General features: G+C 69.9%; 17 protein-coding genes. 9 read left to right on the top strand and 8 right to left on the bottom strand.

Features of this window, described 5'->3' with window-relative positions; all coding sequences use genetic code 11:
• Positions 1-6 precede the first annotated feature (6 nt).
• On the top strand, positions 7-669 hold the full coding sequence (locus ACT4N7_RS03545) for a spermidine synthase (RefSeq protein WP_444827104.1): 663 nt from the start codon (positions 7-9) through the stop codon (positions 667-669).
• Here ACT4N7_RS03545 and ACT4N7_RS03550 read toward each other — a convergent pair.
• Both ACT4N7_RS03550 and ACT4N7_RS03555 read right to left on the bottom strand, forming a co-directional pair.
• Positions 638-1,207 (bottom strand): HhH-GPD-type base excision DNA repair protein, encoded by a 570-nt coding sequence (locus tag ACT4N7_RS03550; protein WP_444827105.1) that lies wholly within the window; start codon positions 1,205-1,207, stop codon positions 638-640. The two genes, ACT4N7_RS03545 and ACT4N7_RS03550, sit on opposite strands and share 32 nt — an antisense overlap.
• A gap of 23 nt (positions 1,208-1,230) precedes the next feature.
• Positions 1,231-2,223: a Fic family protein gene (locus ACT4N7_RS03555; RefSeq protein WP_444827106.1), complete on the bottom strand. Its 993-nt coding sequence runs from the start codon at positions 2,221-2,223 to the stop codon at positions 1,231-1,233.
• 219 nt (positions 2,224-2,442) lie between these two features.
• On the opposite strand from ACT4N7_RS03555, the gene ACT4N7_RS03560 reads away from it, so the two are divergent.
• Positions 2,443-3,735: an MFS transporter gene (locus ACT4N7_RS03560; protein ID WP_444827107.1), complete on the top strand. Its 1,293-nt coding sequence runs from the start codon at positions 2,443-2,445 to the stop codon at positions 3,733-3,735.
• Positions 3,736-3,784: 49 nt separating this feature from the next.
• Here the strand turns inward: ACT4N7_RS03560 and ACT4N7_RS03565 are convergent, their stop codons facing one another.
• Positions 3,785-4,594, bottom strand: coding sequence for a metal-dependent hydrolase (locus ACT4N7_RS03565; RefSeq protein ID WP_444827108.1), 810 nt, complete (start codon positions 4,592-4,594; stop codon positions 3,785-3,787).
• A 59-nt stretch (positions 4,595-4,653) separates the two neighbouring features.
• On the opposite strand from ACT4N7_RS03565, the gene ACT4N7_RS03570 reads away from it, so the two are divergent.
• The 3 genes from ACT4N7_RS03570 (at position 4,654) to ACT4N7_RS03580 (ending at position 7,074) form a co-directional block, all read left to right on the top strand.
• On the top strand, positions 4,654-5,217 hold the full coding sequence (locus ACT4N7_RS03570; protein WP_444827109.1) for a GNAT family N-acetyltransferase: 564 nt from the start codon (positions 4,654-4,656) through the stop codon (positions 5,215-5,217).
• A gap of 140 nt (positions 5,218-5,357) precedes the next feature.
• Complete coding sequence (locus tag ACT4N7_RS03575) at positions 5,358-6,578, top strand: NADP-dependent isocitrate dehydrogenase (protein ID WP_444827110.1); 1,221 nt, start codon at positions 5,358-5,360, stop codon at positions 6,576-6,578.
• Between the two features lie 181 nt (positions 6,579-6,759).
• Positions 6,760-7,074, top strand: coding sequence for an SH3 domain-containing protein (locus ACT4N7_RS03580; protein WP_444827111.1), 315 nt, complete (start codon positions 6,760-6,762; stop codon positions 7,072-7,074).
• A 51-nt stretch (positions 7,075-7,125) separates the two neighbouring features.
• Here ACT4N7_RS03580 and ACT4N7_RS03585 read toward each other — a convergent pair whose 3' ends face one another.
• The 4 genes from ACT4N7_RS03585 to ACT4N7_RS03600 form a co-directional block, all read right to left on the bottom strand.
• The gene (locus tag ACT4N7_RS03585; protein ID WP_444827112.1) at positions 7,126-7,827 is read right to left on the bottom strand and encodes a hypothetical protein; all 702 of its coding nucleotides are present in this window, start codon (positions 7,825-7,827) and stop codon (positions 7,126-7,128) included.
• Entirely contained in the window at positions 7,815-8,588 is a 774-nt protein-coding gene (locus tag ACT4N7_RS03590) for a PP2C family protein-serine/threonine phosphatase (protein ID WP_444827113.1), read from the bottom strand. Before ACT4N7_RS03590 ends, ACT4N7_RS03585 begins: the two co-directional genes overlap by 13 nt.
• Before the next feature lie 18 nt (positions 8,589-8,606).
• A complete protein-coding gene (locus ACT4N7_RS03595; protein WP_444827114.1) occupies positions 8,607-9,242 on the bottom strand; it encodes a TetR/AcrR family transcriptional regulator in 636 nt (211 codons plus the stop codon).
• A 139-nt stretch (positions 9,243-9,381) separates the two neighbouring features.
• The gene (locus tag ACT4N7_RS03600) at positions 9,382-9,852 is read right to left on the bottom strand and encodes an SRPBCC family protein (RefSeq protein WP_444827115.1); all 471 of its coding nucleotides are present in this window, start codon (positions 9,850-9,852) and stop codon (positions 9,382-9,384) included.
• Between the two features lie 49 nt (positions 9,853-9,901).
• On the opposite strand from ACT4N7_RS03600, the gene ACT4N7_RS03605 reads away from it, so the two are divergent.
• From ACT4N7_RS03605 to ACT4N7_RS03620, 4 genes are all read left to right on the top strand, one after another.
• Positions 9,902-10,882, top strand: coding sequence for an alpha/beta fold hydrolase (locus ACT4N7_RS03605; RefSeq protein ID WP_444827116.1), 981 nt, complete (start codon positions 9,902-9,904; stop codon positions 10,880-10,882).
• Between the two features lie 54 nt (positions 10,883-10,936).
• On the top strand, positions 10,937-11,980 hold the full coding sequence (locus tag ACT4N7_RS03610; protein WP_444827117.1) for a DUF3152 domain-containing protein: 1,044 nt from the start codon (positions 10,937-10,939) through the stop codon (positions 11,978-11,980).
• A gap of 98 nt (positions 11,981-12,078) precedes the next feature.
• Complete coding sequence (gene moeZ / locus ACT4N7_RS03615; RefSeq protein WP_444827118.1) at positions 12,079-13,257, top strand: adenylyltransferase/sulfurtransferase MoeZ; 1,179 nt, start codon at positions 12,079-12,081, stop codon at positions 13,255-13,257.
• Positions 13,258-13,486: 229 nt separating this feature from the next.
• Positions 13,487-14,278, top strand: a complete 792-nt coding sequence (locus tag ACT4N7_RS03620) for a TIGR02569 family protein (RefSeq protein WP_444827119.1) — start codon at positions 13,487-13,489, stop codon at positions 14,276-14,278.
• A 62-nt stretch (positions 14,279-14,340) separates the two neighbouring features.
• On the opposite strand, the gene ACT4N7_RS03625 is transcribed toward ACT4N7_RS03620, so the two are convergent.
• Positions 14,341-15,045, bottom strand: coding sequence for a lipase family alpha/beta hydrolase (locus ACT4N7_RS03625; protein WP_444827120.1), 705 nt, complete (start codon positions 15,043-15,045; stop codon positions 14,341-14,343).
• Between the last annotated feature and the right edge of the window lie 159 nt (positions 15,046-15,204).

Genomic DNA, 15,204 nt, shown 5'->3' on the forward strand with positions numbered 1-15,204 from the left:
GCGCGGATGGACGGAAGCGCGATCATCGACCGCGCCGACGGCGAGTGCGGCGAACTGGTGCTGCGCCGGGTCGGTGAGCACCACGAGATCATCGCCAACGGCATGTTCCTGATGGACACCCGCGCGGGCGAGTCGGAGCGGCTGCTGGTGCGGGCCGCGGCCGAGCGCATGCGCCCCGGCGGCACCCTGCTCGTCGGCGGCCTCGGCGTCGGTTTCTCGCTGCGCGAAGCCTTGGCGCAGCCGCGGGTCGGCGCGGTGGTCGTGGTGGAGCGGGAGCGGGCGGTCATCGGCTGGAATCGCGGCGCGCTGGGCAATGCGGGCCCGCTGGCGGACCCGCGGGTGCGGTGCGTGCCCGCGGACCTGGTCCGCTGGCTCGCGTCGGTCGAGGACCGGTTCGACGCGGTCTGTCTCGACATCGACAACGGTCCAGAGTGGACACTCGGCGCCGACAACGCTTCCCTCTACTCGCTTTCCGGCCTCGACCTCCTCGCCACCCGACTGGCGCCCGGCGGCGTCCTCGCGGTGTGGAGCGCGGCGGCGAGCCCCGAGTTCGCCGATCGGCTGGGCAGCCGGTTCGAGGACGTCGAGACGCTGGCGGTCCCGGTCGCGCGGGGCGAGCCGGACGTCGTCTTTCTGGCTAGGCGTTCTTCGCCTTCGCGGCCTTCTTGAACGCGCGCACCTCGGCCAGACTCGCCGCGTCGACCACGTCGGCCACCGAGCGGTGCGAGCCATCGTCGCCGTAGGCGCCCGCGGCCGCGCGCCACCCGTCGGCGGTCAACCCGCGCTGCTTGCCAAGCAGGGCAAGGAATATCTTCGCCTTCTGTTCCCCGAAACCCGGCAACGCCTTGAGCCGGCTGAGAATCTCGGCCCCGGACGGCGCATCGCGAGTCCAGACCGCCGCGGCGTCGCCGTCGTAGTTGTCGACCAGGTACTGACACAGCGCCTGGATGCGCTTGGCCATCGACCCGGGAAACCGGTGCACCGCGGGCGGCGTCGAGGCCAGCGCCACGAACGTCTCGGGGTCGTGCTCCGCGATCTTGCGCGCATCGATCCCACCGAGCCGGTCGGCCAGCTTCTTCGGCCCGAGGAACGCGACTTCCATCCCGATCTGCTGGTCGAGCAGCATCCCGATCAGCAGCGCGAGGGGCTCGCGTTCGAGGAGTGCGTCCGCCTCCGGGTTCTGGGCGATGCACAGCTTGACGCTCATGGACGCCATGGTGACACGGATGCTCACCTGATGCGCTGGTGACGGGTGGCGCGGTACTCGTCGACCCAGTTTCGGCTGCTCTGCCAGTGGCCGTCATCGCCCTTGACGGCTTTGAGGCGGTTGCGGCTGGCGGCGACGCGGAGGGCGTTCTCGGAGAGGTCGTGGGTTGCCAAGGCTGCCAGCGGGACCAGTTTGACGGGACCCGCGACGGTGGGCATGACGAATTTGTAGAGGTTGGTTGTGACGCTGCGGGCGATGAGTTCGCCCAGTGGGCCGTAGTCGCCTCGGTCGGCTTTCCGCATGGTCTGCAGGTGACGCTCTCGGTCCCGCTTGAAGATGATCGCCGGAGGGTAGCCGAGTCGCCCCAGGAACAGGTTCAGGAGTAGGCGACCAGTACGGCCGTTGCCATCGAGGAAAGGGTGGATTCGCTCGAACTGGTTGTGGATCCGGCCCAGTTCCTCCGGGAGTGGCGCCGTCGGTTTCCGTAGGCCGTTGACTTCGGTGACCCAGTCGCGCATGAGCGCGTCGACGTCAGGCCACGTCGGCGGTTTCATCCCGCCCGGGAAGGCTGCGATCTCGTGCTGTCGGAAGTTTCCGGGCTCCTCGTGGTCGGTGGCATGGGGGTGTGGAGCGACGGTCCACACCGGAGTCATGCACAGGTGGTGGACATGGCGGATCTCTTGCAGGGTGACCAGGTCGCCCGCCGCCCACTCGCTCGATTCGGCAGCTTGTCCGTAGACCCACTTGGCCGCGTCGCCGTAGCCCTGCACCTCCAAGTAGTCCCGGAGGGGCTTGGCGCCTACGGTCTGCCCCTCGTCCAGCAGTCGTTCGACCTCGTGGAGCACCAGGGTGTTGCCTTCGATGGCGGTGCTGTTGTGGGCCTCTTGGTGCCAGATGTCCGCCCAGATGGCATCGGCCTCGGCAGGAGTTGGAAGGCCACCCAGGCGACCGCGGAGATCGGCTACCGCTTCGTCCAGTCGCTGGTAGACGGCCGTTCGGCTTGGTCGTCCGGCCACACCCAACTCCTAGTTGTGCGGTATGCGCTGAACTAACTGTACCGAACAACTAGCTCGGTTGTTCGGTAGTCGCTCAGCTAATTGAACCGAACAACTTTCGCTCGGGACGGTGGGTCTCGTTGCCGAGGGGATCGACCTGCGCATCGACGGAGATGCTGTCAGCGGCGCGGAAGATCACGATCGGGGATATCGGGCAGCCGACCTCCGTGGGAGTCCACCATGTCCCAGACCACCGCAGCAGCTCCGGGCGCCGTCACCTCGACGGGCGCCAAAGGCCACAAGCGGGTGGCGGTGTCGGCTTTCCTCGCGTCCACCTTCGAGTGGTACGACTACTTCATCTTCGGCACCGCCGCCGCGCTCGTGCTCGGCGACGTGTTCTTCCCGGCGGTCAGCCCGGTGGCGGGGGTGCTGGCCGCGTTCGCGACGTTCGCGGTCGGGTTCATCGTGCGTCCGGTGGGGGCGGCCATCGCGGGTCAGCTCGGGGACAGGTACGGGCGCAAGCCCGCGCTGGTCCTGGCGCTGATCATCATGGGCGTGGCGACCACCGGCATCGGTCTGATCCCGTCCTACGCCGCGATCGGCATCGCCGCCCCGGTGCTGCTGGTGCTGCTCCGGCTGTTGCAGGGCATCGCGGTCGGCGCGCAGTGGGGTGGCGCGATGCTGCTGGCCACCGAGTACGCGCCGCCGGGCAAACGTGGGTTGTACGGCAGCTTCGTGCAGGTCGGCGTGGTCGTCGGGGTGGTGTTGGCGAACTTCTCGTTCGTGGTGATCCAGCAGTCGACCGGGTCGGCGTTCGGGAGCTGGGGGTGGCGCATCCCGTTCCTGGTCGGCCCGCTGGTGCTGCTGCTCGCCTGGTTCATCCACACCAAGATCGACGAGACCCCGGAGTTCCGGCAGAACCCCCAGCGCTCGCCGCTGCGCCAGGTGTGGCGCCACCACCGGGGCACGGTCCTGTTCGCGGGCGGCTCGTTCGCGGTGCACCTGGCCACCTTCTACATCCTGATCACCGGCGCGCTGGACTACACGACGCGCGAGCTGGGGATGGCGCGCAGCTCGGTGCTGGTCGTGACGATGATCGTGGCCGGGGCGCAGATGGTGACGATTCCGTTGGCGGCCAAGCTTTCCGACCGGTTCGGCAGGCTCCGGGTCTACACGATCGGCGTGGTCGGCCTGCTGGTGTGGGCCATCCCGATGTTCCTGTTGATCGACACGGCCACCATCGCGGGGCTGATCATCGCCCAACTGATCGGCGCCACCTTCCTGAGCTGCATCTACGGCCCGCAGGCCGCCCTGTTCGCCGAACTGTTCGACGCGGAGATCCGCTACACCGGCGCCTCGCTCGCCTACCAGCTCGCCTCCGTACTGGGCGGCGGCCTCGCGCCGTTCATCATGGTGCTGCTGCTGGAGTCCACCGGGACGTCGCTGTCGGTCTCGGGCTACATCATGATCCTGGCGGTTGTGTCGCTGTTCTCCATCGCCGCCCTGCGCAAGCGCACCAAGACCCGGAGTTGATCAGCCGGGGGGAACCTGGGCGATGGCGAGTCGGATCGGGTCGCACGGGTCACGCCCAGGGGGCCAGCGGGATGCCGTCGAGGATGGGGAGGGCGCCCGCGCGGTGCAGTGCGATCACCGACATCCAGATGGCCAGCAGCGTCAGGACCGGCCCGACCAGCGCCATCTCGACCTTCCCGCCCGTGCGCATGCGCATGATCTTCGGCGGCGCCACCGGGTACCACGTCTTCCACGCGATCGGGACCGGCCAGAGGATCGGGCAGCCCTGCTCGGTGATCGCGTCGCCGAGGTAGTGGGCGATGCAGCCGATGCCGACGGCCACGCCGCACGCCGCCGCGTCGGCGGAGGTCTGGTCTGTCCACTTGAGACAGGCGAAGGTGAGCACCAGGGCGGTGCCGGTGATCCACAGCGCATCGTTGCGGGGGCACCACTTGTGCATGATCCCGCGCACCGCGAGGCCGCAGAAGAAGAACATCAGCACCGGCAGCGCCCACTTCTGGCTGGTCTGCACGATCGCCGTCGTCACCACCGCCGCGACCGCCGCGAACACCAGGGTGTGCGTCAGGCCGCGGTGGCCGCCGTCGCGGTTGGAGTCCTTCTTGGTCCGAGTGACCCGGTAGACGCCATGGCTCACGGCGTTGATCAGCTTCGACCCGGCCGCGGACACCGGGCCGAACGTGCTCGACACCGTGGACTCCGGGTGGTCGAGGTCGGGTAACAGCGCCGCCCCCGCGGCCAGGACCGCGCCGACCAGCCACCCCTTCACCGACAGGTTCCCGATAGCGCTGTCCGCGGCCAACGCGGTGACCGCCGCCCACGCCGTCAGCCCGCTCATCGCGTGCGTCGGTCCCGTCGCCACCGCTTACCCCCTGCGAAACTCGAAAGCCGAATCGGCGCGACCGCCCTAGGATCGGCGGGGTGCTGCGCCCCGCGTATCCGATCACGACCCACCGACTGATCCTGCGCCCGTTCGCCGAAGACGATCTCGACGCGGTGTTCATGATCCAGTCTCGCCCGGACGTCGCCAAGTACCTCTACTGGGAGCCGCGCACCCTGGCCGAGGTCGTGGCGGGCCACCCGGAGCGGATGGCGCTGACGACGCTGGAGGAAGAGGGCGATGGGCTGGTCCTCGCGGTCGAGTTGGCCGCGACCGGCGAGCTGATCGGCTACGTCAACCTGATGTGGCTCAGCGCCGAGCACGGCGGCGGCGAGATCGGCTTCATCTTCCACCCCGACCACCACGGCAAGGGCTACGCGGCCGAGGCCACGACGCCGCTGCTGCGCCTGGCCTTCGAGGAACTGGGCCTGCACCGCGTCGTCGGCCGCCTCGACGCCGACAACCGCGCGTCCGCCCGACTGCTCGAACGGCTCGGCATGCGCCACGAGGCCCACTTTCGGCAGAACGAGTTCGTCAAGGGCCGCTGGGCCGACGAGGCCGTCTACGCCATGCTCGCCCACGAATGGCGCGAGCTGAACTCCTGACAGGGGCGCCCGGAGAGCCGCGCTCTACGATCGGCGGCAGGTGACTGTGCACACATGCACGAGCCGCGCGACCAGCTAGCAGTACGCTTGTACCGTTTACACGCGCGCGGCAGAAACAGGCGAGAGGAGCATCGCGGCTCATGGCCAAGATCAAGGTCCAGGGAACCGTCGTCGAGCTCGACGGCGACGAGATGACCCGCATTATCTGGCAGTTCATCAAGGACAAGCTGATCCACCCGTACCTGGACGTCACCCTGGAGTACTACGACCTGGGCATCGAGCACCGGGACGCGACCGACGACCAGGTGACGATCGACGCCGCGAACGCCATCAAGAAGCACGGGGTCGGCGTCAAGTGCGCCACCATCACCCCCGACGAGGCGCGGGTCGAGGAGTTCGGCCTGAAGAAGATGTGGATCTCGCCCAACGGCACGATCCGCAACATCCTCGGCGGCGTGGTGTTCCGCGAGCCGATCATCATCTCCAACGTGCCGCGGCTGGTCCCCGGCTGGACCAAGCCGATCATCATCGGCCGCCACGCGCACGGCGACCAGTACAAGTCGACCAACTTCAAGGTTCCCGGCGCGGGCACGGTCACTATCACCTTCACCCCGACCGACGGCTCCGACCCGATCGAGCACACCGTGGTGGAGATGCCCGAGGACGGCGGCGTCGTCATGGGCATGTACAACTTCAACAAGTCCATCGAGGACTTCGCGCGCGCCTCGTTCGCCTACGGCCTGCAGCGCAACTACCCGGTCTACATGTCGACCAAGAACACCATCCTCAAGGCGTACGACGGCGCCTTCAAGGACATCTTCCAGCGCGTGTTCGAGGACGAGTTCAAGGCCGAGTTCGACGCCAACGGCCTCACCTACGAGCACCGGCTGATCGATGACATGGTCGCCGCCGCGATGAAGTGGGAGGGCGGCTACGTCTGGGCGTGCAAGAACTACGACGGCGACGTCCAGTCCGACACCGTGGCGCAGGGCTTCGGCTCGCTGGGCCTGATGACCTCGGTGCTGATGACCCCGGACGGCAAATGCGTCGAGGCCGAGGCCGCGCACGGCACGGTGACCCGGCACTTCCGCCAGCACCAGGCGGGCAAGCCGACCTCCACCAACCCGATCGCGTCGATCTTCGCCTGGACCCGCGGCCTGATGCATCGCGGCAAGCTCGACAACACCCCCGAGGTGACCGAGTTCGCCGAGAAGCTGGAGCAGGTCGTCATCGAGACCGTCGAGAGCGGCCGGATGACCAAGGACCTCGCGATGCTGGTCGGGCCGGACCAGGAGTGGCAGACCACCGAGGACTTCCTGAACACCCTCGACGAGAACCTGCAGAAGAAGATGGCAGGCTGAGTTTCGCTCGTTGGGGAGGCCCCGGTCGCGACCGGGGCCTCCCGGCGTCTGCGACAACGGTTTTCATCACCTAGCGTGGCGGGCGTTGGCCCCAGCGGGTGGTTGGCAATCCGAAGACTGGCGCGGACCGGTATCGATGCGGGACCGTGGTACCAACGGTTGGCGACAAGGAGCGTGGGACGTGCTGGTGCCGAAGCGAGCACTGCTGGTGGGCGGTGCACTGGTAGCCGTGGTCGTCATGTACTCGTCGTCGGTCGACGCGCCGAACGGCAGCTCGCCGACCAGCGGCACCGCCAAGTGCCGCGTCTCGGTCACCGCCGACGTGCTCAATGTGCGTTCCGCGCCGGACGCCAAGGCCGAGATCGTCGGCAAGTTCAAGCAGGGCGCCGAGACCGACGCCGACATCGTGGTGCAGAACGGGTTCCGCAAACTCGCCGCGAACCGCTGGGCCGCCACCGAGTACCTCAAGCCGCTCGAAGGCCGCACCTGTGGCTAGTTCCAGCGATGTCGACGTTCTCGTGGAGTTCGAGGTGCGACCAGGATTCGATCACTTCGGCAGGTGGCCGCACAGCTTGTGCGGCACCAGGTCCTGGTCGGCGGCCACCAGCAGCCGCTCCCGGATGAGGTAGTCGGGCAGTTCGTGCCGGTGGCCCTGTGGCTCGCCCCAGATCTCGGTGACCACCTCGTTGAGCGCCCGCTCCAGCGCCGTGAACGACGGCAGCCCCAGGCACAGCCGGGTGCGCATCCGGTCCTGCGGCCTGGGCGAGGCGATCCCGGGGGTGAAGTACTCCCGGTAGTACGCGGCGAGCACCGCCCGGTGGCGCGGTTTGCGGCTGAGCAGGAGTTGCACCCGCACGGCCGCCCCGGACAGCCCGATCGTCGTCTCCGGCCCGGTGATCGCGAGTTCCGGGCGGGCCGGTGAGTCGCTGACGACCAGCCGCACGCGGTAGCGCGAATCCCAGACGTACACCTCGGACTCGCCGTCCGGCAAGGGAAACGCACACCGCTCGCCGACGGTGAAGCGCCTGCTCTCCGCGGCGACGTACACCGCGAGCGGGGCCTGCTTGGCGTGCCCGTTGACCAGCCACCAGCGCCCGTCCATGTGCCGCAGGTAGGGCGCGTTCGGGGCGCGGGAGATGGCCTCGTCGGTGCCGCCGCTGAGGAAGTCGCGGTCAAGGGAGACCTGCTCGTCCGGGGAGACCGCCCGCGGCTCGGGCAGCGCGTGGTAGTCGACGGTCAGGCAGGCCAACCCGCACCTCCGGTCACGTCGGCGACAACCGCGGTGACGTTGTCGCGCGCGCCCGCCGCGCACGCCAGCCGCACCAGCGTGTGCGCGCAGGCCGCGGGGTCGGCGCCGGTCAGGTCGGCCAGCCGGGACAGCACCTCGGCCTCGCCGAGCGCGTCGGTCAGGCCGTCGCTGCACAGCAGGTAGCGCTCGCCGGGCACCGCGGGGCGCTCCCACGCGTCGGGGCGGACCGCGGCCTCCATCCCGACCGCGCGCACCAGCGCGGTCCGGTTGGGGTGCCGGGCGGCCTGCGTCTCGGTCAGGTGGCCCGCCGCGACCAGCTCGGCGGCCAGCGTGTGCGGCTCGGTCAGCCGCCCGCCGGGGCCGAAGGCGACGCTGTCGCCGACGTGCGCGCCGCGCAGCCACCAGCCGTCGTCGCGGCGCAGCAGGACCGCGATCTCCAGGGTGGTGGCCATGCCCGCGGTGTCCGGGTCGGCCGTGGAACGGGCTCGCACGGCCGAGTTGGCGTGCCAGGCCGCGACCACCGGGTCCGTGCTCACCGGCGCCGCGGCGACCGTGTCGACCGCCAGCCGGGACGCCACCTCGCCCGCGGGCGAGCCGCCCACGCCGTCGGCCACGACGACCAGTCTGGTGTCCGCGTGCCAGGCGTCCTCGTTGATCTCACGTCCGCCGACGACGCTCACCCCGGCAACGGAAAGCCGCATGTCCATACCCACCAAGGTGCCTGCCGGGCGGCCGGACCGGTAGGGGGAGCGCTCACCCACCCGGAGTCGATCAGTCGATCAGTCGTGCGGGTGCAGCGGGAAGCCGCCGCCGATGCCGCGCCAGGCCAGGTTGGAGATCAGCGCGATGGCCTCCTCCTTCGGCATGGACCGGTTCTCGGCCAGCCAGGCCCGCGCGGCCACCTGGCTCACGCCGACCAGCCCGACCGCGAGCAGCCGCGCGCGCTGCTCGTCCAGGCCCGCGTCGGCGGTGATGGTGGCGGTGATCGCGTCGACGCTGGCGCTGGTCGCCCGCTCCACGGCGTCCTGCACCAGCGGCTCGCCGCGCAGGTCGGACTCGAACACCAGCCGGAACGCCTGGCTCTCGCCGTCGACGAAATCGAAGTACGCGCCGACCGCGTTGCGCACCCGCAGCTTGTTGTCGGTGGTGGAGTCCATGGCGTCGGTGACCCGGCGGATCAGCTCGTCGACGTGCTTCTCCAGCAGCGCCATGTAGAGCTCCAGCTTGCCGGGGAAGTGCTGGTACAGCACGGGCTTGCTGACGCCCGCGCGCTCGGCGATCTCGTCCATGCCCGCCGCGTGGTAGCCGTTGGCCGCGAACACGTCTTGGGCGGCGGCGAGGAGTTGGGCCCGCCGCGCGGTCCGGGGCAGTCTGGCCCCACGGCCGATGCCGATCTGCTGAACCGTCTCAGACATCCGTCTCCACCCTCGCTCACGTGCCTCGCGCCGACCGGGATCGCCAACCCGCGCAGGTGGTTTCGACCATACTTGCCAGTAGACCCGATCGGGGTATGTGCCCAACCGGAAAGTCGCCCTGGCGAGTGCTCGGTGTGAGTTACTCCACGGTCCGGGCCAGGATGCCGAGGGTGGCGCGCAGGGCGCCCTCCGGCAGGATCGGGAACTTGAGGTGCGGGCGGTAGCGCTCCTCGATCTGGCTCCAGTCGTAGTACGAGGTCAGCCGGGTCCCGGTCGCGCTGGGTTCGAGCCGGTAGCCGTAGCGGTGCTTGATCGGCGGCTGGATGACGCCGGACACCGTCCACTCGATCAGGGCGTCCGGCTCGAACTCGGTGATGATCACGGTGACGTCGTACCGGCCCATCGGGAGGTCGTTGAGCGCCTCCCGGTCCATGTGCACGACGAAGGTGTCACCCACCTGCCGCACCGGGTCGCCCTCGGCGGACTGGAGCATCCCGGAGCTGTCGATCGCCACGTGCCCCTGTGGGTCGCACAGCAGCTCGAACACCTTCGCCGGGGCAGCCGCGATCTCCCGCTGTACCTCGACCCGCTCAGTTGTCTCAATGGTCATGCGGCACCTTTTCATGGCCGCCCGTGCGACCGCGAGGCAGACTTGACCGATGAACCCCGCCGCGACCTCCCGGGCGCCGCTCACCCAGGTGCCGCTGTCGGCGGCCGAGCTGCCCCCGGTCGACCTGACGTCCCCGCCGTGGCCGGGGGAGGAGGTCGAGTCCGCGGGCATCCGGCTGCACGTGCGGCGCACGCCGGGCACCGGGCCGGTCACCGCGCTCTACGTGCACGGCCTGGGCGGCTCGGCGACCAACTGGACCGACCTCGCGGGCCAGCTCGCGGGCCACGCCCCGGGCATCGCTGTCGACCTGCCCGGCTTCGGCCGCTCGGCCCCGCCCGAGGGCTTCGACTACACCCTCGAAGCGCACGCCGATGCCCTCGCGGCCTGGCTGCGCGGCCTCGACCTCGGCCCCGTGCACCTGCTGGGCAACTCCATGGGCGGCGCGATCACCATGGTGCTCGCCGCCCGGCACCCCGACCTGCTGCGCACCCTGACGCTGATCTCGCCCGCCGTCCCCGACCTGCGGCCCAGCGTCAACCGGATGTCCGATCCGCGGCTGGCGCTGGCGTTCCTGCCGCTGGTCGGCCCGCCGGTCCGCAGGCAGCTCGCCCGGCTCACCCCGCGTGAGCGCGCCATGCAGCTGCTCGACCTGTGCTTCGCCGACCCGAGCCAGGTATCGGCCGAACGGGTGGCGGAAGCCGAGCGAGAATACGCCGATCGGGCGGCGCTGGCGTGGGCCAATCCGGCGCTCGCGCGCAGCACGATGGGCCTGATCCGGGCGTGGCTCGCGCCCCCGTCGCGCTCGATGTGGACGCTCGCGCCGCGCATCGGGACGCCCGCGCTGGTCGTCTGGGGAACCGAGGACCGGCTCATGACCGTGCGAAAAGCACCGCGTACCGCCAGATTGCTGCCCCGGGCCCGGCTGCTGGTACTGCCCAGGGTCGGTCACGTCGCGCAGATGGAGCGGCCCGCGACGGTCGCCAGGGCCGTACTGGGGCTGTGGGAGGCGGCCGCCGCGGACCGCTGGTGACGCGGGTCGCGGTGCTCGCGCACAGTGATGTGGCACCCTGGTCCCGTGAGCCGGATGACGCAAGGTGAGCGCGAGGCGCCCCCTGGACAGTCACGCTCCGCAGCGAGCACCCACGACCGGTACCGCCCTGGCGCGCGGCGCACGTCCGCCGAGCCGCTGCAGGCGTCCTGGCGGCCGCGGCCCGCCGAGCGCACCGGGCGCCGGGCCAAGCGCCGCCGCGGGGTGCGGGGCGTGCTCGCCGCCTACGGCTGGCGGGTGTACGCGCTGCCAGTGCTGCTCGCGGTCACCGCGCTCGTCGTGGTGCAGACGGCGGGGGAGCAGGTACCCGCCGGACAGAACACCGCCGCCGCGGACGGCCTGGTGGCCCAAGTGCCGACCGAGGAGTCGCTGCCGCCCGACGCGACCGAGAAGCCGCCCGGCCCGATCGACGTGAACATCCCGTCGGCCGAGCTGCCCAACGGCGGCCCGTTCACCCAGGCGGGCGACGTCACGTGGCACGGTGTGCCGGGCAACGGCCCGAAGGTCGGCACCGGGCCGAAGTTCTACACCTATACCGTCGAGGTCGAGGACGGCATCGACCCGGCGTCCTACGGCGGCGACGACGCCTTCGCCAAGCTGATCGACCAGACCCTGGCCGACCCGCGCGGGTGGACCGGCCTCGGCGAGATCTCGGTGCAGCGGGTCGAGCCGACCGTGCCGAACCCGAGCTTTCGGATCAGCCTCGCCAGCCCGGACACCGCGCATCGGCCGGACATGTGCGGCTACTCGATCAAGTACGAGGCGTCCTGCTATCGCGGCAGCGAGAAGCGGGTGCTGATCAACCTGGCCCGCTGGGTGCGCGGCGCGGTCGCCTTCGCGGGCGACATCCTCACCTACCGGCAGTACGCGATCAACCACGAGGTCGGCCACGCCTTCCGCAACAGCCACGTCGGCTGCGGGCAGGACGGCGCGCTGGCGCCGGTGATGATGCAGCAGAGCTTCGGCGTGGCCAACGACTACGTCGCCCAGCTCAACCGGGCCGTCGGCGTGCGCGACTTGGTGAAGGCCGACGGTCTGGTGTGCAAGCCCAACGCGTGGCCCAACCCGCTGGCGCGGTGACCTCCGTCCCGGATCGTGGGAGGCGGGGAAGACTGGGTGGGAGAGCGGCGTTGTATCGGAGCAGAATCGCCGCGCACACCGTGTTCTAGGAGGAGCCGATGTCAGGCAGTTTGCCGCCGCTCGTGGAGCCTGCGCAGGAGCTGACCAAGGACGAGGTCGCCCGCTACAGCCGCCACCTGATCATCCCCGATGTCGGCGTGGACGGGCAGAAGCGGCTCAAGAACGCGAAGGTGCTGGTCGTCGGCGCGGGCGGGCTGGGCAGCCCGGCGCTGCTCTACCTGGCCGCCGCGGGCGTGGGCACCCTCGGCGTGGTCGACTTCGACATCGTCGACGAGTCCAACCTGCAGCGCCAGGTGATCCACGGCCAGTCCGACGTGGGCAAGCCGAAAGCGTTGTCCGCCAAGGAATCCATCGCGGAGATCAACCCGCTGGTCACGGTGAACCTGCACCAGGAGCACCTGAACTCGACCAACGCCCTCGACATCTTCCGCGACTACGACCTGATCGTGGACGGAACGGACAACTTCGCCACCCGCTACCTGGTCAACGACGCCGCGGTGCTGCTGGGCAAGCCGTACGTGTGGGGCTCGATCTTCCGGTTCGAGGGCCAGGTCAGCGTGTTCTGGGAGGACGCCCCGAACGGCCAGGGCCTCAACTACCGCGACCTCTACCCCGAGCCTCCGCCGCCGGGCATGGTGCCCTCGTGCGCCGAGGGCGGCGTGCTGGGCGTGCTGTGCGCGTCGATCGGCTCGATCATGGTCACCGAGGCGATCAAGCTGCTCACCGGCATCGGCGATCCGCTGCTCGGCCGGCTGATGGTCTACGACGCGCTGGAGATGTCGTACCGGACCATCAGGATCCGCAAGGACCCGGAGAGCAAGCCGATCGAGGGCCTGATCGACTACGACGCGTTCTGCGGCGTGGTGTCCGACGACGCGCAGGCCGCGGCTGTCGGCAGCACGATCACCCCGCGCGAGCTGAAGGAGAAGTTCGACCGCGGCGACGATTTCGCCCTGATCGACGTCCGCGAGCCGCACGAGTACGAGATCGTCAAGATCGAGGGCTCGGTGCTGATCCCGAAGGACCGCATCCTCTCGGGCGAGGCGTTCGCCGAACTGCCGCAGGACAAGCCGATCGTGCTGCACTGCAAGTCCGGCGCCCGCTCGGCGGAGGCGTTGGCGGCGCTGCACAAGGCGGGCTTCTCCGACGCCGTGCACGTGGGCGGCGGTGTCCTGGGCTGGGCGCGGGAGATCGACCCGAGCCTGCCCACCTACTGAGGCGCGCACCGCTGGGCCGAACGGCGGGACACGCTTGCGGATGGCTGGGGACAGGCGGATGGGCGGGTAGCGTGCGGGCCCGTGAGCGAGCTTGCGAGCGAACCATGTCACAGGGCGTCCGCGAGCGGCGTCCCGGAGCCTGCGAGGGGGCGTTCGTGAGCGAGCTTGCGAGCGAACCAATGTCACAGGGCGTCCGCGAGCGGCGTCACGGAGCCTGCGAGGGGACGTCGTGAGTACTCCGCCTCCCCAGCATGTTCGGGCCGCGTTCGGCGCGAAGTCGGCCGAGCCCGAGCTGATCGAGCACGGGCCGGTGTGGCGGTGTGACGACGTGGCCCTGCGTCCGGCGAGCAGTCCCGCCGAGGCGTCCTGGGTGGCACAGACCCTGGGCGACCTCGACGTTCCCGATCTGCGCATAGCCCAGCCCGTGCGGGCCAGCGACGGCCGGTACGTGGTCGGCGGCTGGGTCGGCTTCCGGTTCATCGAGGGCCGGGCGGAGCCGCGCTACGACGAGGTTGTCGCCGCGTCGCTGCGGCTGCACAAGGCCACCGCCGACCTGCCGAAACCGCGGTTCCTCAACGCCCGCGCCGACGTCTTCGCGATGGCCGACCGCGCCGCGTGGGGCGAGGAGAAGGCGCCGCTGGACGCGGGTCTGGGCGGCAGGCTGTTCGACCTGCACGCCGAGTCGCGGCGCGAGGTGCGCCTGCCCAACCAGGTGGTGCACGGCGACCTGTTCGGCAACGTGCTGTTCGCGGGCGACGCCGCGCCGGGCATCATCGACTTCACTGCCTTCCACCGGCCCGCCGAGTGGGCGGCGGCGGTGGTCGTGGTGGACGCCCTGGCTTGGGGCGGGGCGGACGACGCGCTCGGCAAGCGGTGGTCGCATCTCGCGCAGTGGCCGCAGGTTCTGCTGCACGCGCTGCTGTTCCGGCTCGCCGTGCACGCGCTGCACCCGAAGTCCACGCCGCGGTCGATGCTGGGCCTGGAGCGGGCCGCGCGGCAGGTGACCGCGCTGCTCTCCTGACACGACTTTCTCTTGACACGAAACAAGGTGGCTTCCCCGGGGGAAGCCACCTTGTGCCGTGGTCAGAGCGCGAAGCAGTTGAGGCTGATCGGCGCCCGGGCGAGGGCGTCGCGGATTCCAGAGTAAACGGTGCCGTCAAGTGGCATGTTGATGTGGTCGATCACGCGGAACGGGCACTGCGACTGGGTGAGTACGTTGGTGGCGCCGTCGTTCATCGCCGCGTTGCCCACCGGCCGCACGAGTTCGTCGAGCAGCGTGTAGAAGTTGGTGTACCTGACCGAGCCGACGGTGTCGTCGCCCGCGTTGAGCGTGTTCAGGAAGCTCGATCCGACCTTCATCTGTTGGCAGGCCACGATCGTCAGGCAGTTGCCGCCGCCGAAGAAGTCGGCGATGGTGGCGACCACGGTGCCGTAGTTGGGCGCGGCCATGTTGATCAGGGCGCCGACCTCGTTCGCGCCGCCCTCGAACTTGATGTACTGCCGGGCGACGAGCCCGCCCTGCGAGTGTGCGATCAGGTCGACCTTCGACGCGCCGATGCTCGACCGGAAGCCGTCGGCGAAGGAGTTGAGGTTGCGCGCGGTGGTGCGGATGTCGACGGTGCCGAGGGCGGTCAACTGGAAGATCGCGACCCGGTGGCCGTCCGCGCGCAGTCTGGCGGCGAGCGGCTCATAGAAGAACGCCGGTCCGAACGTGCCTGCCACGATGACCACCGGAGTGGGTGCGGCCGCTGCGGCGGTCGCCGGCACGGTGACGGCGCCTGCCGTCACCATTCCGAGTGTGACGGCTAATACCCCGACGAGACGACGGATCACCTGGGCCTCCTTGCCCTAACGGTGGTTACCCACCGGTAACTGTGATTCGGCTCACCGTAGCGTTAGTGGTTAGCGGTTCACAACCACAATCGATCACGGGTTTATTGCCACCTG

Origin of the sequence: Actinokineospora sp., from assembly GCF_052390155.1 — a bacterium.
In the GTDB taxonomy this organism is placed as follows: Bacteria; Actinomycetota; Actinomycetes; order Mycobacteriales; family Pseudonocardiaceae; genus Actinokineospora.

Excerpts from the sequence above, each read along its gene's own strand:
- moeZ (WP_444827118.1), top strand. The coding sequence starts at position 12,079 with ATGTCAGGCAGTTTGCCGCCGCTCGTGGAGCCTGCGCAGGAGCTGACC.
- ACT4N7_RS03600 (WP_444827115.1), bottom strand. The coding sequence starts at position 9,852 with ATGACCATTGAGACAACTGAGCGGGTCGAGGTACAGCGGGAGATCGCG.
- ACT4N7_RS03595 (WP_444827114.1), bottom strand. The coding sequence starts at position 9,242 with ATGTCTGAGACGGTTCAGCAGATCGGCATCGGCCGTGGGGCCAGACTG.
- ACT4N7_RS03610 (WP_444827117.1), top strand. The coding sequence starts at position 10,937 with ATGACGCAAGGTGAGCGCGAGGCGCCCCCTGGACAGTCACGCTCCGCA.
- ACT4N7_RS03550 (WP_444827105.1), bottom strand. The coding sequence starts at position 1,207 with ATGAGCGTCAAGCTGTGCATCGCCCAGAACCCGGAGGCGGACGCACTC.
- ACT4N7_RS03560 (WP_444827107.1), top strand. The coding sequence starts at position 2,443 with ATGTCCCAGACCACCGCAGCAGCTCCGGGCGCCGTCACCTCGACGGGC.
- ACT4N7_RS03575 (WP_444827110.1), top strand. The coding sequence starts at position 5,358 with ATGGCCAAGATCAAGGTCCAGGGAACCGTCGTCGAGCTCGACGGCGAC.
- ACT4N7_RS03545 (WP_444827104.1), top strand. The coding sequence starts at position 7 with ATGGACGGAAGCGCGATCATCGACCGCGCCGACGGCGAGTGCGGCGAA.
- ACT4N7_RS03605 (WP_444827116.1), top strand. The coding sequence starts at position 9,902 with ATGAACCCCGCCGCGACCTCCCGGGCGCCGCTCACCCAGGTGCCGCTG.